The sequence below is a fragment of the Burkholderia sp. Ed8 genome, assembly GCF_040761425.1.
GTDB lineage: Bacteria > Pseudomonadota > Gammaproteobacteria > Burkholderiales > Burkholderiaceae > Burkholderia > Burkholderia seminalis.
Genome location: NZ_CP142885.1, coordinates 794788 through 818103, shown reverse-complemented (window position 1 = coordinate 818103; position 23316 = coordinate 794788). Strand labels below are relative to the sequence as shown.

23 protein-coding genes are annotated in these 23316 nt (G+C 67.3%); 14 read left to right on the top strand and 9 right to left on the bottom strand.

What is annotated here, in order from left to right:
• Positions 1–236: 236 nt before the first annotated feature.
• Positions 237–1865: an NADP-dependent glyceraldehyde-3-phosphate dehydrogenase gene (locus tag VXM69_RS03850; protein WP_034188439.1), complete on the top strand. Its 1629-nt coding sequence runs from the start codon at positions 237–239 to the stop codon at positions 1863–1865.
• A gap of 72 nt (positions 1866–1937) precedes the next feature.
• On the opposite strand, the gene VXM69_RS03845 is transcribed toward VXM69_RS03850, so the two are convergent.
• Positions 1938–2570, bottom strand: coding sequence for a LysE family translocator (locus tag VXM69_RS03845; RefSeq protein ID WP_034188440.1), 633 nt, complete (start codon positions 2568–2570; stop codon positions 1938–1940).
• Positions 2571–3173: 603 nt separating this feature from the next.
• On the opposite strand from VXM69_RS03845, the gene VXM69_RS03840 reads away from it, so the two are divergent.
• From VXM69_RS03840 to VXM69_RS03820, 5 genes are all read left to right on the top strand, one after another.
• On the top strand, positions 3174–3497 hold the full coding sequence (locus VXM69_RS03840) for a hypothetical protein (protein WP_034188441.1): 324 nt from the start codon (positions 3174–3176) through the stop codon (positions 3495–3497).
• A 71-nt stretch (positions 3498–3568) separates the two neighbouring features.
• A complete protein-coding gene (locus VXM69_RS03835) occupies positions 3569–4123 on the top strand; it encodes a hypothetical protein (RefSeq protein WP_367189025.1) in 555 nt (184 codons plus the stop codon).
• Between the two features lie 95 nt (positions 4124–4218).
• Positions 4219–4704, top strand: coding sequence for a hypothetical protein (locus VXM69_RS03830; protein ID WP_367189024.1), 486 nt, complete (start codon positions 4219–4221; stop codon positions 4702–4704).
• Between the two features lie 242 nt (positions 4705–4946).
• A complete protein-coding gene (locus tag VXM69_RS03825; RefSeq protein WP_367189023.1) occupies positions 4947–6416 on the top strand; it encodes a PepSY domain-containing protein in 1470 nt (489 codons plus the stop codon).
• A 41-nt stretch (positions 6417–6457) separates the two neighbouring features.
• Entirely contained in the window at positions 6458–8575 is a 2118-nt protein-coding gene (locus VXM69_RS03820; protein ID WP_367189022.1) for a TonB-dependent receptor, read from the top strand.
• A gap of 66 nt (positions 8576–8641) precedes the next feature.
• Here the strand turns inward: VXM69_RS03820 and VXM69_RS03815 are convergent, their stop codons facing one another.
• Entirely contained in the window at positions 8642–9886 is a 1245-nt protein-coding gene (locus VXM69_RS03815) for an NADH:flavin oxidoreductase/NADH oxidase family protein (protein WP_049036116.1), read from the bottom strand.
• Between the two features lie 77 nt (positions 9887–9963).
• Here VXM69_RS03815 and VXM69_RS03810 point away from each other — a divergent pair, with 77 nt between their 5' ends.
• The 3 genes from VXM69_RS03810 to VXM69_RS03800 all read left to right on the top strand — a co-directional run bounded on the left by VXM69_RS03810 (position 9964) and on the right by VXM69_RS03800 (position 11665).
• Complete coding sequence (locus VXM69_RS03810) at positions 9964–10422, top strand: MerR family transcriptional regulator (protein ID WP_034188447.1); 459 nt, start codon at positions 9964–9966, stop codon at positions 10420–10422.
• Positions 10423–10519: 97 nt separating this feature from the next.
• Entirely contained in the window at positions 10520–11215 is a 696-nt protein-coding gene (locus VXM69_RS03805; RefSeq protein WP_069704455.1) for a hypothetical protein, read from the top strand.
• A 129-nt stretch (positions 11216–11344) separates the two neighbouring features.
• Entirely contained in the window at positions 11345–11665 is a 321-nt protein-coding gene (locus VXM69_RS03800; protein ID WP_034188449.1) for a DUF1330 domain-containing protein, read from the top strand.
• Positions 11666–11693: 28 nt separating this feature from the next.
• Here VXM69_RS03800 and VXM69_RS03795 read toward each other — a convergent pair whose 3' ends face one another.
• Positions 11694–12530, bottom strand: coding sequence for an NAD(P)-dependent oxidoreductase (locus VXM69_RS03795; protein WP_034188450.1), 837 nt, complete (start codon positions 12528–12530; stop codon positions 11694–11696).
• A 79-nt stretch (positions 12531–12609) separates the two neighbouring features.
• Here VXM69_RS03795 and VXM69_RS03790 point away from each other — a divergent pair, with 79 nt between their 5' ends.
• A complete protein-coding gene (locus tag VXM69_RS03790; RefSeq protein WP_034188451.1) occupies positions 12610–13713 on the top strand; it encodes a LacI family DNA-binding transcriptional regulator in 1104 nt (367 codons plus the stop codon).
• A gap of 72 nt (positions 13714–13785) precedes the next feature.
• Here VXM69_RS03790 and VXM69_RS03785 read toward each other — a convergent pair whose 3' ends face one another.
• Positions 13786–15078 carry an MFS transporter gene (locus tag VXM69_RS03785; RefSeq protein WP_034188452.1) on the bottom strand — a complete coding sequence of 431 codons (1293 nt, stop codon included), beginning with the start codon at positions 15076–15078 and terminating at the stop codon, positions 13786–13788.
• A 317-nt stretch (positions 15079–15395) separates the two neighbouring features.
• On the opposite strand from VXM69_RS03785, the gene VXM69_RS03780 reads away from it, so the two are divergent.
• Positions 15396–16868 carry a DNA-3-methyladenine glycosylase 2 family protein gene (locus tag VXM69_RS03780; protein ID WP_367189021.1) on the top strand — a complete coding sequence of 491 codons (1473 nt, stop codon included), beginning with the start codon at positions 15396–15398 and terminating at the stop codon, positions 16866–16868.
• Positions 16865–17398, top strand: coding sequence for a methylated-DNA--[protein]-cysteine S-methyltransferase (locus VXM69_RS03775; protein WP_049028613.1), 534 nt, complete (start codon positions 16865–16867; stop codon positions 17396–17398). The genes VXM69_RS03780 and VXM69_RS03775 overlap by 4 nt, the downstream gene beginning before the upstream one ends.
• A 13-nt stretch (positions 17399–17411) precedes the next feature.
• On the opposite strand, the gene VXM69_RS03770 is transcribed toward VXM69_RS03775, so the two are convergent.
• Positions 17412–18230, bottom strand: coding sequence for a helix-turn-helix domain-containing protein (locus tag VXM69_RS03770; protein ID WP_226226979.1), 819 nt, complete (start codon positions 18228–18230; stop codon positions 17412–17414).
• A gap of 77 nt (positions 18231–18307) precedes the next feature.
• Between VXM69_RS03770 and panB the strand changes: the two genes are divergently transcribed.
• Positions 18308–19162, top strand: a complete 855-nt coding sequence (gene panB / locus VXM69_RS03765) for a 3-methyl-2-oxobutanoate hydroxymethyltransferase (RefSeq protein ID WP_069704451.1) — start codon at positions 18308–18310, stop codon at positions 19160–19162.
• Positions 19163–19186: 24 nt separating this feature from the next.
• Here panB and VXM69_RS03760 read toward each other — a convergent pair whose 3' ends face one another.
• On the bottom strand, positions 19187–19678 hold the full coding sequence (locus VXM69_RS03760; protein ID WP_034188457.1) for an Lrp/AsnC family transcriptional regulator: 492 nt from the start codon (positions 19676–19678) through the stop codon (positions 19187–19189).
• A gap of 157 nt (positions 19679–19835) precedes the next feature.
• Here VXM69_RS03760 and glmS point away from each other — a divergent pair, with 157 nt between their 5' ends.
• The gene (gene glmS / locus VXM69_RS03755) at positions 19836–21665 is read left to right on the top strand and encodes a glutamine--fructose-6-phosphate transaminase (isomerizing) (RefSeq protein WP_367189020.1); all 1830 of its coding nucleotides are present in this window, start codon (positions 19836–19838) and stop codon (positions 21663–21665) included.
• Positions 21666–21717: 52 nt separating this feature from the next.
• Here the strand turns inward: glmS and VXM69_RS03750 are convergent, their stop codons facing one another.
• From VXM69_RS03750 to VXM69_RS03740, 3 genes are read right to left on the bottom strand one after another with little or no spacing between them, the layout of a single operon-like run.
• Entirely contained in the window at positions 21718–22002 is a 285-nt protein-coding gene (locus VXM69_RS03750; RefSeq protein WP_175901198.1) for a PAAR domain-containing protein, read from the bottom strand.
• A complete protein-coding gene (locus tag VXM69_RS03745; RefSeq protein WP_367189019.1) occupies positions 21999–22967 on the bottom strand; it encodes a DUF6708 domain-containing protein in 969 nt (322 codons plus the stop codon). Before VXM69_RS03745 ends, VXM69_RS03750 begins: the two co-directional genes overlap by 4 nt.
• A gap of 12 nt (positions 22968–22979) precedes the next feature.
• Positions 22980–23147: a hypothetical protein gene (locus VXM69_RS03740; protein WP_367189018.1), complete on the bottom strand. Its 168-nt coding sequence runs from the start codon at positions 23145–23147 to the stop codon at positions 22980–22982.
• Positions 23148–23316 lie beyond the last annotated feature (169 nt).

Below are 23316 nucleotides of genomic sequence, written 5' to 3'. Positions count from 1 at the left end.
GGCCATTCGGCAACAATCTTTCCAAATACTTACAGCCTCCGTCATGCCGTTCGGCGATTCTTGCATTCACGACGGCGTTCCTTTTTAATGGAACTGGTTCCATTCATTGATTCGGCCAGGTTTCCGCGTGACGCGCCGTCGCGTGCGCGTCATCATGCCGATTCAGGATCGAGGATCATTCAGCTCAGGATTCGCATCACCCGTCCTTCCCGGACACCCCGTCAAACGAGACCGTCATGCCCGATTCCGCCTCCCTGCAGCAGCTGTTTCCCGCCTATCAGGACATCCCCGCCGAGTTCCGGCTCTCCGCCCCGATCCACCAGCGCGTGTCGCTCGTCGACGGCGCACTGCGACCGTGGGACGGTGCGACCAAGACCGTGCTGTCGCCCGTATGCGTGCGGCAGGCGGACGGCAGCGTCGAGCAGGTCGAAATCGGCAGCTACCCGGTGATGGGCGAAACGGAAAGCGACGCGGCGCTCGACGCCGCGGTGCGCGCGTACGATGCCGGCCGCGGCGAGTGGCCGACGATGAAGGTCGAGCAGCGCATCGCGTGCATGCAGGACTTCATCAAGCGGATGGTCGCGCAGCGTGAACTGGTCGTGAACCTGATCATGTGGGAGATCGGCAAGAGCCTCGCCGATTCGCAGAAGGAGTTCGACCGTACCGTCACATACATGACGCAGACGATCGATGCGCTGAAGGAACTCGACAACGCGAACTCGCGCTTCGTGATCGCGGAAGGCACGATCGGCCAGATCCGCCGCACGCCGCTCGGCGTCGTGCTGTGCATGGGCCCGTACAACTATCCGCTGAACGAGACGTTCGCGACGCTGATCCCCGCGCTGCTGATGGGCAACACCGTGGTGTTCAAGCCGCCCCAGTACGGCACGCTGCTGTTCGAACCGCTGCTCGAGGCGTTCCGCGACGCGTTCCCGAAGGGCGTGATCAACACGATCTACGCGCCGGGCGCGGTGGTCGTGCCGCACATGCTCGCTTCGGGCAAGATCAACGTGCTTGCGCTGATCGGGTCGAGCAAGGTCGCCGATCACCTGAAGAAGCAGCACCCGAAGTCGCACCGGCTGCGCGCGATCCTCGGCCTCGACGCGAAGAACGCCGCGATCGTGCTGCCCGACGCCGATCTCGACCTGACCGTGAAGGAGTGCCTGCTCGGCGCGCTGTCGTTCAACGGCCAGCGCTGTACCGCGCTGAAGATGCTGCTCGTGCATCGCTCGATCGTCGACGAATTCCTGAAGCGCTTCACCGCGGCGCTCGAACAACTGAAGATCGGCATGCCGTGGGAGAAAGGCGTCAGCATCACGCCGCTGCCGGGCATGCATCGCACGGCCTACATGACGGACGCGATCGACGATGCGAAGGCGAAGGGCGCGCAGGTCGTCAACCATTCGGGCGGCGAGTTCAGCAAGACGCTGTTCTATCCGGCCGTCGTGTATCCGGTGTCGGAAGGGATGAAGCTGTACCGCGAGGAGCAGTTCGGGCCGATCATTCCGGTCGCGCCGTTCGACGACGTCGACACCGCGCTCGACTACGTGACGACGTCGGATCACGGCCAGCAGGTCAGCATCTTCGGCTCCGATCCGGCGCAGATCGGCGCGCTCGTCGATCCGCTCGTGAACCAGGTATGCCGCGTGAACATCAACTGCCAGTGCCAGCGCGGGCCCGACGTGTTCCCGTTCGCCGGCCGCAAGGATTCGGCCGAAGGCACGCTGTCGGTGAGCGACGCGCTGCGCGCGTTCTCGATCCGCTCGATGGTCGCCGCGAAGCAGACCGACAGCAGCAAGCAGCTGCTCGATTCGATCGTGTCGGATCACCACTCGAAGTTCATCAACACGGGCTTCATTTTCTGAAGCCGGGTTGATCGACGTCGGAGCCTCCGTCGCGCGCCCGCGCGGCGGAGGATGGCGGTACCTGCCGCGCGACTAGACGTTCGACACCAGCAGCCGAACCCCCGCCACGCCGAACACGACGGCCAGACACGCGTCCATCGCGCGCCGGCCGCGCACGTACAACCGACGCGCGCCGTCCATCGAGAACACGAGCGCATAACCGCCGAACACCAGGCAGCCGATCACGAGGCAGCCCGGCACGACGGCGCCGTGCGACGCCCCCGCGCCGTTCGACGACAGCGCGACGATCGATACCCACACGAGAATCGCCTTCGGATTGGTCAGGTGCAGCATCGCGCCCCGCACGTAGAAGCGCGACAGCCGCTGCTCGCGCGCCGCGTTCACCGCTGCGGCCGCCGGCCCCGACAGCGCCGTGCGCCCCGACTTGAACGCGAGCCACAGCAGGTACAGCCCGCCGAAAATCTTGATCGCGACCAGCAGCTTCGACCACGCGAGCAGCGCGGCCGACACGCCGAGCGCCGCCACCGTTGCCCAGCACATCGACCCTGAAATGACGCCGAGCGCGAACACCAGCGCCGCCTTGCGGCCCTGGTTCGCGGCCACCGACATGATCGCCAGGTTGCTCGGCCCCGGGCTGGCCGTGCCGATGAAGTAAGCCGTATAGGCGAGCAGCAGGTTGGCCGAGAAGAAGGCGTGGACGCTCATGTCGAACCTCGCAGGGATGATCTGGAGATTGTTGGCAAACGCGCGCCGTCTGCCCATGGACAGTTGGTCGCCCTTTCGCTGGGCCAGTTCGCTGGGCCAGTTCGGCGGCCGGGCAAGCGATCGCCGCTCGCGCAAGCGTCTCGGTTTTGAAACACCCGGCGCATGCGCGGCCCGCTTGCGCCGCTCGGCGCCGGGCGTCGCGTTCCGGCATGCCGCACCGGCGAACGCACGTCGGACGTAGCCGGGACGCGCGAAACGCCTCGTTCCGGCCGTTCGTCGACGGAATCGCGCGACGGGTTTTATGCGGGCGTTACGTTACATCCCTGAAGCATTTCGACGTGTCGAGCCGTTTTGCGTGCGCGGCATACATCGCGCCGCGCGTATGGATGCCTTCCTCGACCGCCGCCGCGACCCAGCACCGGCGGGACTCGCCGACGTCGCGTTGACACGCCTCAACAATACTCAACATTCGTCTTGCGACGCTGGTACGGAACCTGCGTTCCGTTCGGGTGAACACCGCGCCGATCAAGACGCGGACACACCTCCACCCACGGGCGCGTCCACGGATGCGCCCGAACGATCCACATACGCACGAGGCTCTTCATGGATGCGCTGCCCAACTCGTCCGATACGTCGTTCCAGCTCTTTCTCGCGAAAGTGCTCGAACAGCCCCTGCCCGACTGGACCGAAAAACAGCAGATGGAACTCGAGATGGCGCGCACGCTGTCGACGCAAATGGTCACCCTTGCCGAAGACATGCGCGGTCGTACGCCCGATCTCGCACGCTGCCTCGTGCTGCTGCGCTACGCGAAAGTGCTCGACTTCATGCTGACGTCGCTTGCGTCGCACCGCGACATTCATCCGCAGACGCTGCGCACGCTGTTCCGGCTCGCGAACCTGAAGGTGGACGACTCCTATCCGGCTTGAACCGGCCCACCGCACCGGCTGCCGCGGACGGCCATCGCGACGGGCACGGCCGCCGGGCTCCGATCACCGACATGCTCCTCGTGAACACGGCCGACTTCGACCGGATCTGGCCGGCCATCTGCGACACGCCGGCCTGGTCCGTGACGAAAGGCCAGGGCAGCTTCCTCACGTTCGAGTTCGGCCAGCCCGCGCTGCATGTGCGGGAGCCGCGCGGCGGCGCCTCCGGCCAGGCCGCCCCGGCACGCGACAGGCTGGCGTCGCGGCGCGTGACCGTCGCGGGCGACGGACAGCTGTGGATCTGCTATTGCCACTGGTCGATCGCGCTCGACGGCCGTGAACTCGCGCATAGCGAATCCCGCGCCGGCGACATCGCGGCCGCCGCGCGGCAGCTCGACGGACAGTTCCTGAGATCGATCGCGCCGCGCGCCGAACCGGGAGCGTGGGTATTCGACTTCGACCTCGGCGGCAAGCTGACGACCTGGCCGTACGGCGACGATCCGACCGACGAGCAGTGGCATCTGTACGACGCGCGCACGGGCAACGTGCTGACCGCGCTGGCCGACGGCACTTGGTCGTACGGCCCCGCGAACGTCGCGCCGGACCCACGATCAGCCGCTCCGGAATAGCCCCCGCGCTCCGCTTCCGGACACACACCGGCCGATCCCGCTGATGCAAGCCGCGCGCCGGCCCGGCCGCGCAAACGGATGTACAATCGCGCGCCATGAACGCACTTCGCCGCTTCCTGCTTCGGCCCGGCGTCGCGCGACAGCTGCTGTGGGGATTCCTCCTCGTGACGCTGCTGTCCCGCGCGCTGATGTCGGGCGCCGTGATGCTCGATCCGGACGGTCCGGATGCGGGCTCGGTGGTGCTGTGCTCGGGCCGCGGCCCGCTGATCGTCACCGGCGCCTCGCTGGCCGCCCGCTTCGATGCGAGCGCGCCGATCACGCCGGCCAACGATGCGCGGGCACTCGCCGATGCGCTCAAACACGACGCGCATGCCGACAAGACGGCGTCCGCCGGCAACGGCGACGGCCTGTGCGCATTCGGCGCGGCACTGTTCACCGCGCTCGCGTCGTTCGTGCTGCTGGTGCTGCTGTTTCCGGCCGCGGCGCCACGACGGTTCCGCGTCCACGTCGACAGTCTTCCCTTCGTGCGATCGATCCTCGACGATCGCCCGCCCTCTCGCGCCCCGCCTCTGTTCTGCTGAACGTTCCGCCCTGCGGCGCATGCACGTCGACGTGCATGCGCGTTCATGCCGTTCGTTTCACCCGACCTGATTCAAGCGTTCATCCGCATGCCCGCGTCGCGCGGGCGATGCCGCGTTGCGCATCGTTTGCGCATCACGCGGCGCCGCCCGCCGCGTCGATGCGCGCACGCGGACGCGACGCGCGTTGACGGCGGCCGGCCGTTGCCGGCCTTGCCGCTCGACGAACACGAGGAGCTGACACCATGTCGACCACCGTCGATCGGGCCATCTCGCCCACCCGTTCCACCGGCGCCGGTTACCGGACGCTCTGGCGCTGGCACTTCTATGCCGGCCTGTTCGTGATGCCGTTCCTCGTGATCCTCGCGATCACCGGCACGCTCTACTGTTTCCAGCCGCAAATCGAGCCGCTGCTGTATCCGCACCGGCTGGTCGTCGAGCCGCGCGCCACGCCGCGGCTCGACGCCGATACGCTGCTCGCACGCGCCCGCACCGCGATGCCGGCCGGCGCAACGCCGGTCTCCGTGCAGGTCTCCACCGCGCGCGACCGCAGCGCCGAATACGTGTTCCGGCTGCACGACGGCAGCCGCGAGAGCGTGTACGTGAACCCGTACGACGGCAGCGTGCTCGGCACGCTGAGCGTCGAGAACCGCTTCATGCAGGTCGACCGGATGCTGCATCGCAAGCTGCTGCTCGGCAAGACGGGCGAGCTGCTGATGGAGCTCGCCGCGTGCTGGACCTTCGTGATGATCGGCACCGGCATCGCGCTGTGGTGGCCGCGTGGCGCCGCGCGCGTCGGGCGTGCGCTGCGGCCCGACCTGTCGCTGCGCGGCCGGCCGCTGTGGAAAAGCCTCCACGCGACGGCCGGCATCTGGCTCGCCGCCGGCACGGTCGCGTTCATCCTGACCGGGCTGCCGTGGTCCGGCTCATGGGGCAAGAACTTCAAGGCACTCGCGACGAGCGTGAACCTCGGCGCGCCGGAAGGCGCATGGGGCGGCGCATCGGTACGCTCGACGCGACCGGGCACTGCCACGACGCCCGAGCCTGCGCACGCGCAGGCTGCCGCACCATCGACGCATCACCACGATGCCGGCGACGCGATGCCGGGAATGGTGATGGACGACCTGCCGTTGCCGCAAACGCCGTGGGCGGTCGGCAACGTGCCCGTTCCGCATTCGCCGTCGGCGCCGACACCCGCGCCGCTGCCGCTGACGCGCGCGATCGCGATCGTCGCCGGCCTCGGCGTGACGAGCGGCTACACGCTCGCGCTGCCGTCCGGCACGGACGGCGTGTTCACCGCGTCGTACTTCCCGGCCGACCCGAAGGCCGAACGCACGATCCATCTCGACCAGTACAGCGGCGCGGTGCTGAAGGACATCCGCTACGACGACTACGGCGCGGTCTCGCAGGCCGTGTCGTACGGCACGTCGCTGCACATGGGCCGCTACTTCGGGCTCGCGAATCAGATCGTTTGCGCGGTGTTGTCGCTCGGGCTGGCCGCGATGGCCGTCACGGGCACGGTGATGTGGTGGAAGCGCCGCCCGGCCGGCAAGCTGGGCGCACCGTCGCGCGAACGCGGCACGCCGCCGATGCGCGGCTGGATCGCCGGGCTCGTGCTGCTCGGCATCGTCTTCCCGCTGATGGGCATCACGATCGTCGCCGTCTGGCTGGTCGACCGGCTGCTGTTCGGCCGCGCCACGCGCGCCGCGGCGTGATCGGCGCAAGCGCGGCCACCCATTCGAAGGAAACCGAAACAATGAAGTTCAGATTGATGCTGCCCGCCGCCGTTCTCGCGGCCTTCTCTCCCGCCGGGCAGGCACAGGAAAGCGGCGTCGACCGCACCGGCGCCACGCTCGCCCCGATCCGCGTCGATGCGCGGAAAGCCCCCGCGCTCACGCAGCCGCTCGACACCGGCAGCCATCTCGGGCTGTCGTCGCTCGAAACACCCGCAAGCGTCGAGCAGATCAACCGCGCGGCGCTCGACACGCGCGGCGACCGTTCGATCATCGATGCGGTGAGCCGCGCCGCCGGCATCAGCGCGTCGCCGCACCCCGGCAACGGCAACTCGGAGCTCGCCGCGCGCGGCTTCGTCGGCGCGTCGTCGGTCACGCAACTCTACGACGGCGTGCGCCCGTACGGCGCGATCGGCGTCACGTTCCCGTTCGACACATGGTCGGTCGACCACATCGACGTGCTGCGCGGCCCCGCTTCGGTGATCTACGGCGAAGGCGCGATCGGCGGCGTGGTCAACATCGTGCCGAAGAAGCCGACGCGCACGCCGATCCGCAACGAACTGCAGGTCGGCGGCGGCACCGAGGGCACCGCGCGGGCCGCGTTCGGCAGCGGCGGCGCGATCAACGACAAGCTGTCGTACCGCTTCGACGTCAGCGGCAACCGCTCGTCGAACTGGGTCGACCGCGGCGATTCGCGCAACCTGTCGGTCTCCGGCGCGCTGCGCTACGACGTGACGCCCGACCTGTACGTGACGGCGTCGTATGCGCAGGGCTTCCTGCATCCGATGCAGTACTTCGGCGCGCCGCTCGTGAACGGCGCGCGCGATCGCGCACTCGACAGGAAGAACTACAACGTCGGCGACAGCGACATCGCATTCCGCGACAGCTGGGCCACCGTCTCGGCGAACTGGCAGCCGAGCGACAGCCTGAACGTGACGACCACGCTGTACCGGATGAAGAGCAACCGTCACTGGAAGGACGCCGAGTACTACACGTACCTGCCGTCGAGCGCGCAGGTGCGGCGCAGCAGCTACACGGAAATCTTCCACGACCAGGAGCAGTACGGCAACGTGACGACGGCCACCGTGAGCAGCGCGCTGCTCGGCATGCGCAACACGTTTTCGGCGGGCGTCGAGTTCAACCACACGACGTTCCAGCACGACAACAACTCGCCGTATTCGGGTACCTCGACGGTCGATCCGTTCGGCTTCGACCCGGGCAGCTTCATCAACACGGCCGGCACCTATCCGAAGTACCGCAGCCAGTCGAACCAGTACGCGCTGTTCGCGGAGAACCGGCTCGCGATCACGCCGCGCTGGGCGGTGATCGGCGGGCTGCGCTACGACCACGCGAGCGTGAACCGCGACGATCTCGTGAACGGCGGCGCCTTCACGAAGGTGTTCGCGAACACCGGCTGGCGCATCGGCACCGTGTACGACGTGCGGCCCGGTCTCGCCGTTTACGGCCAGTACGCGGTCGCGGCCGATCCGGTCAGCTCGCTGCTGTCGCTGAATGCGTCCAGGGCGGGCTTCACGCTCGCGACCGGCAGGCAGATCGAGATCGGCGTGAAGCAGTCGTTCCTCGACGGCAAGGCGGAATGGACGCTCGCCGCCTACCGGATCGTCAAGCGCAACCTGCTGACGGCCGACCCGGTGAACCCGAACCAGTCGATCCAGGTCGGCCAGCAGTCGTCGCGCGGGCTCGAGGCGACGGTCGGCGCGGAGATCGCGAAGGACTGGCGTGTCGACGCGAACGTGTCGATCCTGCGCGCGAAGTACGACGATTTCCAGCAGTCGTCCGGCGGCACGACGGTGTCGCGCGCGGGCAACGTGCCGGTGTCGGTGCCGCAGCGGCTCGCGAACCTGTGGATCAGCTGGCGCTTCGCGCCGGACTGGACGGGTATCGCGGGCGTCAAGTACGTCGGCAAGCGCTTCGCCGATACCGCGAACCAGCTCGTGATGCCGTCGTACACGACCGTCGACCTGGGCCTCGCGTGGAAGCCGCGCAAGGACACGACGATCACCGCGCGCGCGTACAACGTGTTCAATCGCCGCTACGTGCAGTCCGCGTACTACAACGAGACGCAGGTCCTGCTCGGCAACGACCGGCGGTTCGAAGTGCTGGCGAACTACCGGTTCTGACGGGGCATGCGCAACGGCGCTGCCGGTCGGTCCCCGGCCGCGCCGCCGCAGGCACCCGCGCGCCGATCACGCCCGCGTGCCCGCCGCACGCCCGGCCATCCACTTCCGGTACCGTCGCGTCTGGCACTGCGCGGCCAGTTGCTGCCGCACCAGCGCGCGCAGCGGCGACACCTGCGGGTGCGTGCGGCGGCCTTCGCTGAGCCGCGTGAGCTGGAACTTGACGACGGCCATGTTGGCCAGCGCGCCCAGCGCCTTGTTCTTCCAGCGGATCGGCTGCAGCGCCGGCGCGCTGTCCTTGCCCGCGCGCCACTCGCGCGGCAGGTTCGGGTCGATCGACAGCGCGGTCGCGATGCCGACCATCGCGACGCCGCTGTTCACCACCTGCTCGGCCACCGCACGACGCCGGATGCCGCCCGTGACCATCAGCGGCATCCGCGCGACGGCCGCGATGTCGCGCGCGAATTCGAGGAAATACGCTTCGCGCGCCAGCGTGCGCCCGTCGCGTGCCTCGCCCTGCATCGCCGGCACTTCATAGCTGCCGCCCGACAACTCGACGAGATCGACGTCGAGCGGGTTCAGCAGCTCGACCACGCGCTTCGCGTCGTCCGCGCTGAAACCGCCACGCTGGAAATCGGCCGAGTTCAGCTTCACCGCGACGACGAATGCCGGCGACACCGCCGCACGCACGGCCTTCACGATATCGAGCAGCAGGCGCGCGCGATTCTCGATGCTGCCGCCCCACTGGTCCTGCCGGCGGTTCGTCAGCGGCGAGAGGAACTGGCTGAGCAGATAACCGTGCGCCGCGTGAACCTGCACGCCGGTGAAGCCGCTTTGCTCCGCGAGCTGCGCGGCGCGCACGAAGCGCTGCTGCACGTCGCGGATATCGGCTTCCGTCATTGCCTTCGGCACCGGGAACTGCTTCGACAGCGCGCCGAGCGCGAGCGGCACGGCCGACGGCGCGAGCGTCGTCTGGCCGAGCGCCGCCTGCATCTGGCGCCCCGGGTGATTGATCTGCATCCACACGTGCGCGCCGCCCGAGCGCGCGATCTGCGCCCAGCGCCGGAAGCGGTCGAGATGCGCGTCGCTTTCGAGCACGACGCCGTTCGGTCCCGTCATCGCGCGGCCGTCCACCATCACGTTGCCGGTCAGGATCAGGCCGGCCTGACCGTCGGCCCACGCCTGGTACAGGCGCAGCAACGCGTCGGACGGGGCGTGGTCCGCATCGGCCATGTTCTCTTCCATCGCGGCCTTGGCCAGACGGTTCGGAATCACCGCCCCGTTGGGCAGTGTCAGCGGCGCAAACAGATTCATGGTGGACATCCTCGATTGACGATGCCCAACGATAACTTTAAAGTCAACTTTAAGGTCAAGCCCTTTTGGAGCACACCATGAAAATCGGCGAACTGGCGAAGGCGAGCGGCCTCGCGGCGTCGCGCATCCGCTTCTACGAGGCGAGCGGGCTGCTCGAACCGGCCCGCCGCCAGGCGAACGGCTATCGGGAATACGGGGCGGAAGCGCTGACGCGGCTCGCGATCATCGACCGCGCGCAGCGCGCGGGCTTCGCGCTCGACGAAATCCGCGCGGTGCTGCCGCCCGATCTCGGCGCATGGCCGCGCGACGAGCTGCTGGTCGCGCTGCGGCACAAGGTCGACGAAATCGCGCTGCTCGAACAGCGGCTCGCGCAGAACCGGCAGCAGCTGGAAGCGCTGATCGACGAAATCGAGAACAAGCCGGCAGGCGAGGATTGCGCGGGCGCCGCGCAACGAATGCTCGACCGGCTTTGCGAGCAGGCCAGCCAGCCGCTGGAGCCCGCACCCGTGGTACGGCCGGCGCGCAAGCGGGCATGACCGCCTCCACCTCCCCGTTCGATCAACCCGCACCGTGGCGAGACGCGTCGACGCAAGCGCGTCGCCGTGCGCCGCGCAACCTCATGACCCTATCCGCATGACGCTCCCCCGTATCAGAGGATGGCTCGTCGCCGCGCTGCTGAGTTTCGGCATCGGCAGTGCCTGCGCGTCGACGTGCGACGACACGCATGCGTCGATCCGTTGCCCGGACACGTCGGCACTGCCGGCCGACATCGTCGCGCAGCTGCCGGCCGGCTACGAAGCGCTGGATGCCGCTTCGGGGCCCCTGACCGACGGCACGCGCAGCGGTTACGTCGTCGTCGCGCATCGGCCCGGCGATTCGACGCATACGCCGTCGCCGCGCCCGCTGCTGATCTTCGTGCAGGGCAACGACGGACGATACCGGCTCGCGGCGCGCAACGACACCGTGATCATGAAAGCCGAAGAAGGCGGCATGGGCGACCCGTATCTCGACGGCGTCGCCGAGCATGCGCTCACGGTCGAGCCGCGCACGTTCACCGTCGAACAAGGCGTATTCGCGGGCCATAGCCACTGGCGCGACCGCGTGACGTTCCGCTACGACGCGGCGTACCGCACGTGGGTGTTCCATCGCGAAGTGTTCCGGAACTGGCGATTCGACGCGGACGCCGACGGCGATGCGCTGAAGGCCGACCCGGTGCGTGTCACGCGCGCCAATGCGGCGAAGGCCGTCGCCTTCGAAGCCTGGCGGCCGAACGACTGGTGCGCTTCCGCCGAGCGGCGCGATACCGATCCGGCTTGCCGCCAGCCTTGACGGCGTCGGCTGGCGGCGACACGGGCGCCGCCGTGAGGATTGGCTTACGTCGCAGGTAATCGACGCGCGTCGCCCGCGCCGCGATCATGGCGCCATCGACTCACGAACCGCAACGACCGGGAGCCCGCCATGACCGCCTACGCCATCGCCCACCTGCACGACGTCGAGATGTGCGACGACATCGTCGGCTACCTCGAACGCATCGACGGCACGCTCGCGCCGTACGACGGCCATTTCGTGATTCACGGCGCGCGGCCGGAGGTGCGCGAAGGCGTGTGGCGCGGCGACCTGATCGCGATCGCGTTTCCCGATCTCGACACGGCGCGCGCCTGGTACGAATCGGATGCGTACCGGCGGATCCAGCCGCTGCGCGCACGACACGCGAGCGGCCCGCTGATCCTGATCGACGGGGTCGACGAGCGGCACAAGGCGACCGACATCCTGCGCTGAATCAGGACGCCGGCGATGCCGGCAACGCTTACGATGCTTTTCGCTCCATTGGCTCGCCGACGACGAAGCCGCCGCCCTGGAACCGCTGCGCGGGATCGTCGTACTCGGCGCTCGGCGCCGTCACCGGGAACAGGCCCGCGAACTGCTCGGAGCTGTCGCGCGGGCGGAAGCCGAGGAAGCCGGCCTTCGTGTTGTCCCACCACTTCACCGGGTTGTCCGACGCGCCGTAGACGATCGCGTGCCCGACGCGGTTCGTCAGCAGCGAGCAGCGCACGAGCTCGATGAAGTCGCGATAGCTGAGGAACGTGACGAGCATGCGCGGATTCTTCGGCACTTCGAACGACGAGCCGATCCGCAGGCACACCGTCTCGATCCCGAAGCGGTCGAAGTAGTAGCGCGACAGCGATTCGCCGAAGCACTTCGTCACGCCGTACAGGCTGTCGGGGCGCAGCGGCGAATCGGCGTCGAGCACTTCGGTGACCGGATGGAAGCCGATCGCATGGTTCGAGCTCGCGAACACGACGCGCTTCACGCCATGCTTGCGCGCGGCCTCGTACAGGTTGTACGTGCCGGTGATGTTCGCGTCGACCAGATCGTCGAACGGCGCATCGACCGAAATGCCGCCGAGATGGACGATCGCGTCCACGCCCTCGACGAGCTGCATCACGGCCGGACGGTCGGCCAGATCGACCACGCGGATTTCTTCATGCGCGGCCGCGTCGTCCAGCGCCGCGATGTCGCTGACGCGCACGACGTCGGCCCAGTCGGCGAGCGCGCCGCGCAACTGGCGGCCGAGGTTGCCGGCCGCGCCCGTCAGCAGCAGGCGCCCGAACGGTTTGCGCGCGGCGGTGGATGAGGCGTTCATCGAATCTCCTTGAATCTGACAATCTGACCAAAATCGGAAAACGTTTTCCAACTATACGCGGGGGCGCGACCGAACGTCAATGGCCGAACCTGTTCGCAGCCATCCGCACTTTCCCGATATCGGCCGGTGGCCGCAGCCCGGCTTTTTCTGCCACAATCCGGCGTTATCGAACGAAAACGTTACCCTTCCGATGAAAAAAGTTTCCCCGACGATCCGCGACGTGGCCGCGGAAGCCGGCGTGTCGGTCGCGACGGTATCGAAGTACGTGAACGGCACGCAGCGCTTCTCGCCGACCGTCGAGGCGCGGCTCAAGGAGGCCATCGAGCGGCTCGGCTACCGTTCGAACCCGCTCGCGCGTTCGATGATCACCGGCCGCACGCGCACGATCGGCCTCGTGATCCTCGACATCAGCAACCCGCACTTCACGAACGTGGTGAAAGGCGCGAACCGCGTCGCGCTGCAGCACGACTACACGCTGCTGCTCGTCGATACCGAAGAGAACCAGGCACGCGAACGCTCGCTGATCGAAGCGCTCGCGCAGCGCGTCGACGGGCTGATCGTCAGCACGCGGATGCCCGACGAGGAAGCCGGCTGGATGCTCGACCTCAACAAGCCGCTCGTGCTGCTGCGTCGCAGCCCCGGCCTGCCGATTCCGAGCGTCGGCATCGACAACCGGCTGTCGACCTACATGCTCGCGCGTCACCTGCTCAATCTCGGTCACACGCGCATCGCGTATCTCGGCTTCGGCAGCGCGCGCGTGAACGACGAGCGGATCCAGGGCGCGCGCGATTGCCTCGCCGAAGCGGGGCTCACGCTCGACGTACACGACGCGCACGCGCCGACCGCCGAGGCCGGCGAACGCGCGTGCTCGCGCGTGATGCTCGGGCCGCAACGCCCGCAAGCGGTGATCTGCTACAACGACCTGATCGCGCTCGGCTTCATGAAGGAAGCCGCGTCGCTCGGCTTCCGGCTGCCGCAGGACGTGTCCGTCGCCGGCATCGACAACGTGCCGTACGGCGAATATGCGGCGCCCGCGCTGACGACCGTCGACATCCAGAGCGAGAACATGGGCGAGCTCGCGATGCAGAAGCTGATCGACGCGCTCGCGGGGCGCACCGACGCGAGCTATTCGACGTTCGAGCCGCGGCTGATCATGCGGGCGTCGACGGCGCCGGCCGGCTGACCGCGCGCCTGCCCCGCACGCCGAATGAAAACGCGCCGCCCTCGGGCGGCGCGTTCGATTGCCGGCACGCGATCACGCGTCGAGCTTCGCGGGCTTCATCTTCGGCGTCAGCACGTGCATCACGGCCAGCGCGATCAGGTAGGCCGACGCGCCGATCGCGAACAGCACCCAATAGTGGCCCGTGCGCTGCAGCACCTGGCCGATCACTTCCGAGAACAGCACGCCGCCGATCGAGCCGGCCATCCCGCCGATGCCGACCACCGACGCGACCGCACGGCGCGGGAACAGGTCGGACGCGGTCGTGAACAGGTTCGCCGACCAGCCCTGATGAGCGGCGGCGGCGAGGCCGACGATCAGCACCGCGACCCACAGGCTCTGCACCTGCGACACGAACGCGATCGGCAGCACGCAGCATGCGCAGATCAGCATCGCCGTCTTGCGCGCGCCGTTCACGCTCCAGCCCGCGCGCAGCAGCATCGACGACAGCCAGCCGCCGCCGATGCTGCCGACCGTCGTCAGCGCGTAGATGCACACGAGCGGCAGGCCGATGTGCTGCATGTCCATCCCGCGCGATTCGTTGAGCCACTTCGGCAGCCAGAACAGGTAGAACCACCACACCGGATCGGTCAGGAACTTGCCGATCAGGAACGCCCACGTCTCGCGCTTGCGGATCAGTTCGCCCCAGCGCGGCGCGCCGGCGTCCGCGTTCGCCGCATCGAGCGCCTCGGCTTCGTCGCGCGGTTCGTCGTATTCCGCGGCGAGTGCGCGCGTGTCGGCCTGCCGATAGAGCACGAGCCACACCGCGAGCCACACGATGCCGATCGCGCCGATGATCACGAACGCCGCGCGCCAGCCGTAGGCCACCGCGATCGCGGGGATGATCGCCGGCGCGAACACGGCGCCGATGTTCGCGCCCGAGTTGAAGATGCCGGTGGCGAGCGCGCGTTCGCGGCGCGGGAACCATTCGGCCGTCGTCTTGATCGCGGCCGGGAAATTGCCGCCCTCGCCGATCCCGAGCAGCGCGCGCACGAACGCGAAGCCCGTCACCGAGCCGACCGCCGCGTGCAGCATCGCGGCGATGCTCCACACCAGCATCGCCACCGCGTACGACACGCGCGTGCCGAGCCAGTCGACGATCCGCCCGAAACCGAGCAGGCCGAGCGCATAGAACGCGGAAAACGCCATCACGATCCGGCCGTACTGCACCTGGCTCCAGCCGATGTCGTGCTGGAGCATCGGCGCGAGCAGCCCGAGGATCTGCCGGTCCATGTAGTTGATCACGGTCGCGAAGAACAGCAGCGCGCAGACGGTCCAGCGGTAGCGGCTGGCGGCTGCGCGCACGGCGCCGACGACGGCAGATTGCATGAATGTCTCCGATGCGCGGCCGCGCCCGTCGCGCCGCACTGGGTTCGTTGACCGGCGACCGGCGCCGGGGCGGACGGCCCGCGCTGACGCGCGGGCCCTTTCGCCAATCAGTCTGGAAAACGTTTTTCAAAGCATAGGGCGTCTGCCGGTGCCCTGTCAGTCGGGGATTTCGATGAGTCATCTCAAATTGATCGCGGCAAAAGAGACGACTGTTTCGCAGCGTGGCATTAACCGTTTTTCCCGGATTTTCCCGACGCGCGCGCAGACGGGCGGCCGCCGATACACATGTCCGATTCCAGCCAGAATGCGGCACGGAGATGGGTTACAGTCGCCCCATGCGCCTCGATCCCGATACCTGCTACGACGCCCTGCTTGCGCGGAACCGCCGCTTCGACGGCTGGTTCTTCGTCGGCGTAGCGACGACCGGGGTGTACTGCCGCCCCGTCTGCCCGGTGAAGCCGCCGAAGGCGCGGAACTGCAGCTACTACCCGACCGCCGCCGCGGCCGAGAAAGCCGGGTTCCGGCCCTGCATGCGCTGCCGCCCCGAGCTCGCGCCCGGCCACGGGCTGCTCGACCTGTCCGGCAATCTCGCCGACGCGGCCGCGACGCTGATCGAGGACGGTTTCCTGAATGCGCACGGCGTCGACGCGCTCGCGCAGCGCGTCGGCGTGACCGAGCGGCATCTGCGACGGATCTTCGGCGCGCAGTTCGGCGTGTCGCCGGTCGAGTTCGCGCAGACGCACCGCCTGCTGATGGCCAAGCGGCTGCTGACCGACACCGCGCTGCCGCTGGCCGTCGTCGCGTCGACGGCCGGATTCGGCAGCGTGCGACGCTTCAACGACCTGTTCCGCCAACGCTACGGCCTCAACCCGCTGCGGCTGCGCAAGGGCGCCGGTGCCGCCGCCGGCGACATGACGTTCCCGCTGCCGTACCGGCCGCCGTTCGCGTGGGACGAACTGATGCGTTTTCTCGCCCAGCGGCAGATCGACGGCGTCGAGCGGATCGATGCACGGGGTTATGCGCGCGCCGTCGCCATGCCGAACCGGAACGACGGCGGCCGCGTGACGGGCTGGCTGTCCGTCGCACACGTGCCGCAGCGCTTCGCGCTGGCCGTCACCGTGTCGCCCGCGCTGACGCCGGTCGTCCCGGCCGTGCTCGCGCGCGTGCGGCGGCTGTTCGATCTCGACAGCCGGCCCGACGTGATCGACGCGCATCTCGGCGATCTCGCGCGCGGCTCGCCGGGCCTGCGCGTGCCCGGCGCGTTCGACGGCCTCGAGATCGCGATCCGCGCGATCGCGGGCGAGCGGCTTGCGGCGGCGGATGCGTGTACGGGTACGCCCGTGCCGGCACGCCTCGCAGAACGTTTCGGCGCGTCGGTCGAAGGTGCGCCGCCGGGCCTCGCGCATGCGCTGCCGTGCGCCGCGACGCTGGCCGCCCTGCCGCCTGCGGCCCTCGAAACGATCGGCATCCCGCGCGAGACGGCGCGCGCCATCGTGTCGCTCGCGCGCGCGGTCGGCGACGGCACACTCGCGCTCGAACCGATGGCGCCGCTCGACGCGACGCTCGCCGCGTTGCGCGCGATGCCCGGCTTCGACGAACGCGCGGTGCAGTACGTCGCGATGCGTGCGATGGCCTGGCCGAATGCGTTCCCCGCGGACGATACGTGGCTTCCCGCCCGCAACGAACGCGCGACCCTGCCATCATCCGCGCCGCATGCGGCGCGCTGGGCGCCGTGGCGCGCGTATGCCGCACTGCATGTGTGGCGCCTCCAAGGAGATGCAGCGCGATGACTCCCGCTCACCTGATTCCGAGCCCGCTGGGCGACATCGCCGTGCGCATCGAGGACGATGCGTTGACGGGCCTGTACTTCGTCGGCCAGAAATACTTTCCGCCGGTGACGATCGTGACCGAAGCGGACGCACACCCGATGTCGCCGATCGCGCGCAAGGTCGCGGAAGAAATCGCCGAATATTTCACCGGCACGCGCGACACGTTCTCGGTGCCGATCCACCTGCGCGGCACCGCGTTTCAGCGCCGCGTATGGAAGGAACTGCTCGCGATTCCGTTCGGCGAACTCGTGTCGTACGGCGACATCACCGAGCGCGTCGGGTTGCCGATGAGCGGCGCGCGCGCCGTCGGCGGCGCGGTCGGCCGCAATCCGGTATCGATCATCGTGCCGTGCCATCGCGTGGTCGGCGCGTCGGGCAGCCTGACCGGCTACGCGGGCGGCATCGATCGCAAGCGCGCGTTGCTGTCGCTCGAAGGCGCCGGGTTCTCGCGCGGCGCGTCCCATCCAGTGCAGCAGGCGCTCGCGTTCTGAGCGACGCTGCGCATCACGCGCTCAACGCCGGCCGGCGCGCTTCACGCTTCGCATACGCGCCGGGCGTCACGCCGAACTTCGCCTGGAACAGCGCGATGAACGACGACGTCGAGTCGTAACCCAGTTGCGCGGCCACCCTCCCGATCGGCTCGCCCGCGTCGAGCAGCGGCAATGACGCGAGCAGCCGCACGGCCTGCCGCCATTCGGTGAACGACAACCCCGTGTCCTGCCGGAACAGCCGCGACAACGTGCGCCGCGTCGCGCCGACCTGATGGCCCCATTCGTCGAGACTGCGCGTATCTCCCGGCGCGGCATGCAACGCACGCGCGATTTTCAGCAGACGCGGATCGCGCGGCAGCGGCACCGTCAGCGGCGCCGGCTGCATGCGCGCGATCCGGTCGGCGATCAGACACACGAGCGCGCCGTCCGGCCCCGTCTCGTCGTAGTTCACCGGCAACTCGCCCGTCGCGATCACCAGCTCGCGCAGCAGCGGCGTCATGCACAGGATCGTGCAGTCGCCGTTCACGTCGTCGCGCGCGATCGCTGCATCGAGATACAGGCTGTGGAACGCGACGCAATCGCGCGTCGATACCGCATGCGGCACGTGCGGCGGAATCCACATCGCATAGTGCGGCGGCAGCAGTTGCCGGCCCGACGGCGTCGACACCTCGAGCACGCCGCTCGTCGCATACATCAGCTGCGCCCACGGATGACTGTGCGCGTCGACGCTGACGTTGCCGGGAATGCCGAACGCGCGCACGTACAGCGGCCTCGGCAGCCGCGCCATCGGCGGCACCGCGTAAGGGTCAGCCGATTGTCCCGCCAGCAACATAAGACGTCCTCCGAAGGTCATTGCGCGAACGCATGCGATGCTACCGTGGCGGCTCTTCATTCACACGGCTTCCGTTCATGAGCGCTCACACCCGCACCACCCGCAAGACCGTCACCGCGATCCGTTCGACCAAGGGCATCGGCAGCCTCGTCGCGCTGACCGCGTATTCCGCGCCGATGGCGAAACTCGTCGACGACGTGGCCGACGTGATCATCGTCGGCGACTCCGTCGGCATGGTGCTGTACGGAATGCCCGATACGCTGCGCGTCACGCTCGACATGATGATTGCACACGGCGCGGCCGTCGTACGCGGCGCCGCGCAGGCGTGCGTCGTCGTCGACCTGCCGTTCTCGACGTTCCAGGAATCGCCCGCCCAGGCCTATCGTTCGGCCGCGCGCCTGCTCGCCGAAACCGGTGCGCAGGCCGTGAAGCTCGAAGGCGGCTGCGAGATGGCCGACACGATCCGCTTCCTGACCGATCGCGGCATCCCGGTGATGGCGCACGTCGGCCTCATGCCGCAGCAGGCCAACGCGACGGGCGGCTTCCGCGCGCAGGGGATGGACCCGCATTCGGCCGCGCACGTGTTCGACGCCGCGTGCGCGGCCGAGCGGGCCGGCGCGTTCAGCGTGGTGATCGAAGGCACCGCCGAAGCGCTCGCGCGCCACCTGACCGACACGCTGACGATCCCGACGATCGGCATCGGCGCGTCGCCCGCATGCGACGGCCAGGTGCTCGTGACCGAGGACATGGTCGGCGCGTTCGATGCGTACACACCGCGCTTCGTGAAGCGCTACGCCGATGCGAATGCGGTGATGCGCGACGCGATCCGGCAGTATGCGCACGACGTGCGGGAGCGCGTGTTTCCGGAGCCCGCGCATTGCTTCGGATACGGCAAGCCGCTGCAACTGCCGGAGGCGGCTCCGGTTGCGTGACGCGGATCGAACGGTACGGTCAGGTCACGCGCGTTTGCGCGTCGCATGCGCGACCCGTGCGTTCGCTTCGAATTTCGCGCGATGCGTCGAGAAGAACGTTCGCACGTTGCGGACGTTCGATGCGCCGGTGAACAGCCGTCGCGCGAATTCGTCGTATTCGGCGACGTCGGCCAGATCGGCCACCACGACGAAATCTGGCCCGGGCGACACGCGGTAGCACTGCGTGACGGCCGGCTCCGCGCAGACGTAGGTTTCGAACGCGTCGTAGTCCTCGGCTGTCTGCCGGTCGAGACTGATCTCGATCAGTGCGGTGACGGCCGTACCGATCGCGACCGGGTCGAGCACCGCGACCTGCCGGCGGATCACGCCCGCCTCCGTCAGACGCCGTACGCGGCGCATGCAGGTCGGCGGCGACGACAGCGCCCGCTCGGCCAGTTGCAGGTTCGACACCGACGCATCCTCCTGCAGGATCGCGAGGATGCGCAGGTCGAGATCGTCGAGGGTGATGCCGGCCATCAGCGGCTCCTTCCGGTCAAGGGAGTGAAATTTAATTTCAATATGATAGATGATCTGCGGTACGTTTCATTTTCATTTGATTTTTGAAATTTAATTCCATACAGCCCGCCCTACCATCGCTCTCACTGATCCAGACAGGACATTTACGGAGCGCGATATGTGTGGAATTGTCGGGGCGGTCGCCCAGCGGGACATCCTGCCGAACCTGGTCGACGGCCTGAAGCGGCTCGAATACCGCGGCTACGATTCGTGCGGCGTCGTGGTCTATCGCGACCGCGCGCTCGCGCGGGCGCGCAGCGTCGACCGCGTGGCCAACCTGCAGCGCGACATCGCCGCGCAGGCGCTGTCCGGTTACACGGGCATCGCGCATACGCGCTGGGCCACGCACGGCGCGCCCGTCACGCTCAACGCGCATCCGCACTTCTCGCCGAGCGACGCCAATGCGCGCATCGCGCTGTCGCATAACGGCATCATCGAGAACTGCGATCAACTGCGCGTGGAGTTGCAGGCGCACGGTTATGTGTTCGCGAGCCAGACCGACAGCGAGGCGATCGCGCACCTGATCGATCACCTGTACGACGGCGATCTGTTCGATGCGGTGCGGCGGGCGGTGGCGCGGCTGCGCGGCAGCTACGCGATCGCGGTGATGTGCCGCGACGAGCCGCACCGGATCGTCGGCGCGCGCGACGGGATGCCGCTCGTGGTCGGGGTCGGCGAAGGCGAGAATTTCCTGGCGTCCGATGCGATCGCGCTGTCGGGCATCACCGATCGCATCGCGTATCTGGAGAACGGCGACGTCGCCGACATTCAGCTGCATCGCTACTGGATCGTCGACGCGAACGGCCAGCGCGTCGAGCGCGCGGTGCAACGCGTCGCCGCGCATAGCGGCGCGGCCGATCTCGGGTCGTACCGCTACTACATGCAGAAGGAGATCTTCGAGCAGCCGCAGGCTGTGGCCGATACGCTGCTCGACGTGTCGTCGATCATGCCCGAGCTGTTCGGCGACGGTGCGTGGCGCGTGTTCAACGATGTCGACTCGGTGCTGCTGCTCGCGTGCGGCGGCAGTTATCACGCGGCGCTGACCGCGAAGTACTGGATCGAGAGCATCGCCAAGCTGCCGGCGAGCGTCGAGATCGCGAGCGAGTTTCGTTATCGCGACGGCGTGCCGAATCCGCGCACGCTGGTGGTCGCGGTGTCGCAGAGCGGCGAGACGGCCGACGTGCTCGGCGCGGTGCATATCGCGAAGAAGAGCGGGATGATGCATACGCTCGCGATCTGCAACGTCTCGACGAGCGCGTTGATGCGCGAATGCGCGCTGCAGTTCGTGACGCGCGCGGGCATCGAGATCGGCGTGGCGTCAACGAAGGCGTTCACGACGCAGCTCGTTGCGTTGTTCCTGTTGACGTTGTCGCTGGCGCAGGTGCGCGGGCGGTTGAGCGACGACGAGGAGAAGACGCATCTGCGCGCGCTGCGGCACCTGCCCGATGCGATGTCGAAAGTGCTCGCGCTGGAGCCGCAGATCATGGGGTGGTCGGAGTTGCTCGCACGACGCGACAACATGCTGTTTCTCGGGCGCGGGATGCATTACCCGATCGCGCTGGAAGGCGCGCTGAAGATGAAGGAGATTTCGTATATCCATGCGGAGGCTTATCCGGCCGGCGAGCTGAAGCACGGGCCGCTCGCGCTCGTCAGCAACGAGATGCCCGTGATCGCGGTCGCGCCGAACGATATGCTGCTCGAAAAGCTCCGGTCGAACATGCATGAGGTCAGCGCGCGGAACGGACGGCTGTTCGTGTTCGCGGATGTGGACTGTGGGCTGGTGCCGAGCGAGGGGATCGAGGTGATTCGGCTCAACGAGTATTACGGGCCGCTATCGCCGATCCTGCATGCGGTGCCGATGCAGCTGCTCGCATATCACGCGGCGCTGGCGCGGGGGACGGATATTGATAAGCCGAGGAATCTGGCGAAGTCGGTGACGGTGGAGTGAGGGGGAGCGTGTTTTCGGTTCATACAGGCGAGGCGGGTTCTTGAGCGAACCATCATGTCTTTATGGAGCCCAAAGTCTGCGACGCAACCAGTCTAGGCGGGGGTTCGCATTTGCATTGACACAAATCGTTCTCCAGCGCGACCTGCTTACCCATCATTGTCATCGCACGTGGTGAGCCGTCGCTTACGATGATGCCCATCGTGCCGCAGGCTGGGCACTGAACAGCGGCGCCCAGATAAGCGAAAGGTTGACCTTGAAACGAGGTTCCAGCGATACCGTCAACCACTACACCGTTGCGGTCAGTCTTATCGCTCTGACGAATGAACCGTCGGCTCATACAGTCAGCCCTTTGGACGGGGCCTCGGCATTGCATGCACGTTCGATATTTTCAGGCCACACCGGCTCACGGCAAGTCAGTTGGGCGAACCACTGCATCAGAGAGAAAATGAATGCTGGAAGTGCGCCAATCCCCATTACCAGCCACACGATCGGATTGCGCGAGTTAGTCAGGGCAGACCAGCCTTCAAAATTCAACCTCAGCGAATTGCGCAGGGAGGCTCCCCTCGGCAGGAACTCTGTTACGGGCGGTACGGAAGCGGGGCCTTCCTCCATAAACCGTCGGTAGAACTCGAAATCCTGGTAAAGGATTTTCATGACCTCCTGGCCTCCCACACTGCTCTCATCGAACGCCAAGACGACTCGTGTTCCTACCGAAAACGTGTCCTTAACCAGACCCTTGTCGTCGAGAACAAGGCAGCGAACCATACGCGGTGTGGTACGCGCGAGGCCCTGTCTGGGTTTGCGTTCAACGTACAGGAAGGCACTATCCCAAGGTACTGACACAACCCCGCCAGGGCCATTGTGCTTGAACGCATAAATCATCCGGTTGCGCCGATCAAAGCGAACGGGTTTGCTGATGTAGTTGAAACAGTCGCGCGTCAATGCCCAAATGCCAAGTCCCGAGAAACAGAGCGCGACAAACAGGAAAAAGCCCAGCGCACCGTACATGAGGCCCTGCTGTCCTCGCTGCTCGTAGATTGGAGGTAGATGGGCCATCTGCCAAAGAATAAACGCGAGAGCCGCTAACGAACCGAGCCCTGGCAGCATAAACGCAAAGACCCCCCAGCCCTTCTCCGAATAGGTTCCATTGCGGACCTCGAGGCAGGTATCGCTCATCGAGAACACGGAACGGTCATCCTTGGGCGTATCAGACGCGGGCCGTTCGGTCGCAAGGCGAGCGGCCTGCTCTTCCTCGCTGACCGGCCGGTTCAGGCGATACCACGAGAGTCCATCAAATGCCATCTCATTTCTCCATCACGAAAGCATTGCAGCAAATGCCTTTTGGTCTTCGGCCAGTGTCGGAAATCGGTCTTTGGCCTCTTTCAACCCAAAAAAGCATCGTTCCAGCCACTCATCCACTTCCTTTCCTTTGAAGTAGTTGATGAAGATACCGATAAGTGCAGCGATAAGCAGAAGTGGCAAGGCAACGACAGCCGCAGCGGAGGCAGAGAGGAAGATGACAGAGAAGGCGAGAGCAAGACCTACAAACCCTGACGCTGTATCTAGGATATCCCATCGAAATTGACAAGCTCCCGAAAAAGCCTTGCCTGGCGTGCGTAAACGCTTCTAATCCTGATGCCCCAAAATTCAT

Bases quoted from the DNA above. Each gene is read 5' to 3' on its own strand.
- VXM69_RS03850 (WP_034188439.1), top strand. From the start codon at position 237: ATGCCCGATTCCGCCTCCCTGCAGCAGCTGTTTCCCGCCTATCAGGAC.
- VXM69_RS03845 (WP_034188440.1), bottom strand. From the start codon at position 2,570: ATGAGCGTCCACGCCTTCTTCTCGGCCAACCTGCTGCTCGCCTATACG.
- VXM69_RS03840 (WP_034188441.1), top strand. From the start codon at position 3,174: ATGGATGCGCTGCCCAACTCGTCCGATACGTCGTTCCAGCTCTTTCTC.
- VXM69_RS03835 (WP_367189025.1), top strand. From the start codon at position 3,569: ATGCTCCTCGTGAACACGGCCGACTTCGACCGGATCTGGCCGGCCATC.
- VXM69_RS03830 (WP_367189024.1), top strand. From the start codon at position 4,219: ATGAACGCACTTCGCCGCTTCCTGCTTCGGCCCGGCGTCGCGCGACAG.
- VXM69_RS03825 (WP_367189023.1), top strand. From the start codon at position 4,947: ATGTCGACCACCGTCGATCGGGCCATCTCGCCCACCCGTTCCACCGGC.
- VXM69_RS03820 (WP_367189022.1), top strand. From the start codon at position 6,458: ATGAAGTTCAGATTGATGCTGCCCGCCGCCGTTCTCGCGGCCTTCTCT.
- VXM69_RS03815 (WP_049036116.1), bottom strand. From the start codon at position 9,886: ATGAATCTGTTTGCGCCGCTGACACTGCCCAACGGGGCGGTGATTCCG.
- VXM69_RS03810 (WP_034188447.1), top strand. From the start codon at position 9,964: ATGAAAATCGGCGAACTGGCGAAGGCGAGCGGCCTCGCGGCGTCGCGC.
- VXM69_RS03805 (WP_069704455.1), top strand. From the start codon at position 10,520: ATGACGCTCCCCCGTATCAGAGGATGGCTCGTCGCCGCGCTGCTGAGT.
- VXM69_RS03800 (WP_034188449.1), top strand. From the start codon at position 11,345: ATGACCGCCTACGCCATCGCCCACCTGCACGACGTCGAGATGTGCGAC.
- VXM69_RS03795 (WP_034188450.1), bottom strand. From the start codon at position 12,530: ATGAACGCCTCATCCACCGCCGCGCGCAAACCGTTCGGGCGCCTGCTG.
- VXM69_RS03790 (WP_034188451.1), top strand. From the start codon at position 12,610: ATGGCCGAACCTGTTCGCAGCCATCCGCACTTTCCCGATATCGGCCGG.
- VXM69_RS03785 (WP_034188452.1), bottom strand. From the start codon at position 15,078: ATGCAATCTGCCGTCGTCGGCGCCGTGCGCGCAGCCGCCAGCCGCTAC.
- VXM69_RS03780 (WP_367189021.1), top strand. From the start codon at position 15,396: ATGGGTTACAGTCGCCCCATGCGCCTCGATCCCGATACCTGCTACGAC.
- VXM69_RS03775 (WP_049028613.1), top strand. From the start codon at position 16,865: ATGACTCCCGCTCACCTGATTCCGAGCCCGCTGGGCGACATCGCCGTG.
- VXM69_RS03770 (WP_226226979.1), bottom strand. From the start codon at position 18,230: ATGTTGCTGGCGGGACAATCGGCTGACCCTTACGCGGTGCCGCCGATG.
- panB (WP_069704451.1), top strand. From the start codon at position 18,308: ATGAGCGCTCACACCCGCACCACCCGCAAGACCGTCACCGCGATCCGT.
- VXM69_RS03760 (WP_034188457.1), bottom strand. From the start codon at position 19,678: ATGGCCGGCATCACCCTCGACGATCTCGACCTGCGCATCCTCGCGATC.
- glmS (WP_367189020.1), top strand. From the start codon at position 19,836: ATGTGTGGAATTGTCGGGGCGGTCGCCCAGCGGGACATCCTGCCGAAC.
- VXM69_RS03750 (WP_175901198.1), bottom strand. From the start codon at position 22,002: ATGAGCCGACGGTTCATTCGTCAGAGCGATAAGACTGACCGCAACGGT.
- VXM69_RS03745 (WP_367189019.1), bottom strand. From the start codon at position 22,967: ATGGCATTTGATGGACTCTCGTGGTATCGCCTGAACCGGCCGGTCAGC.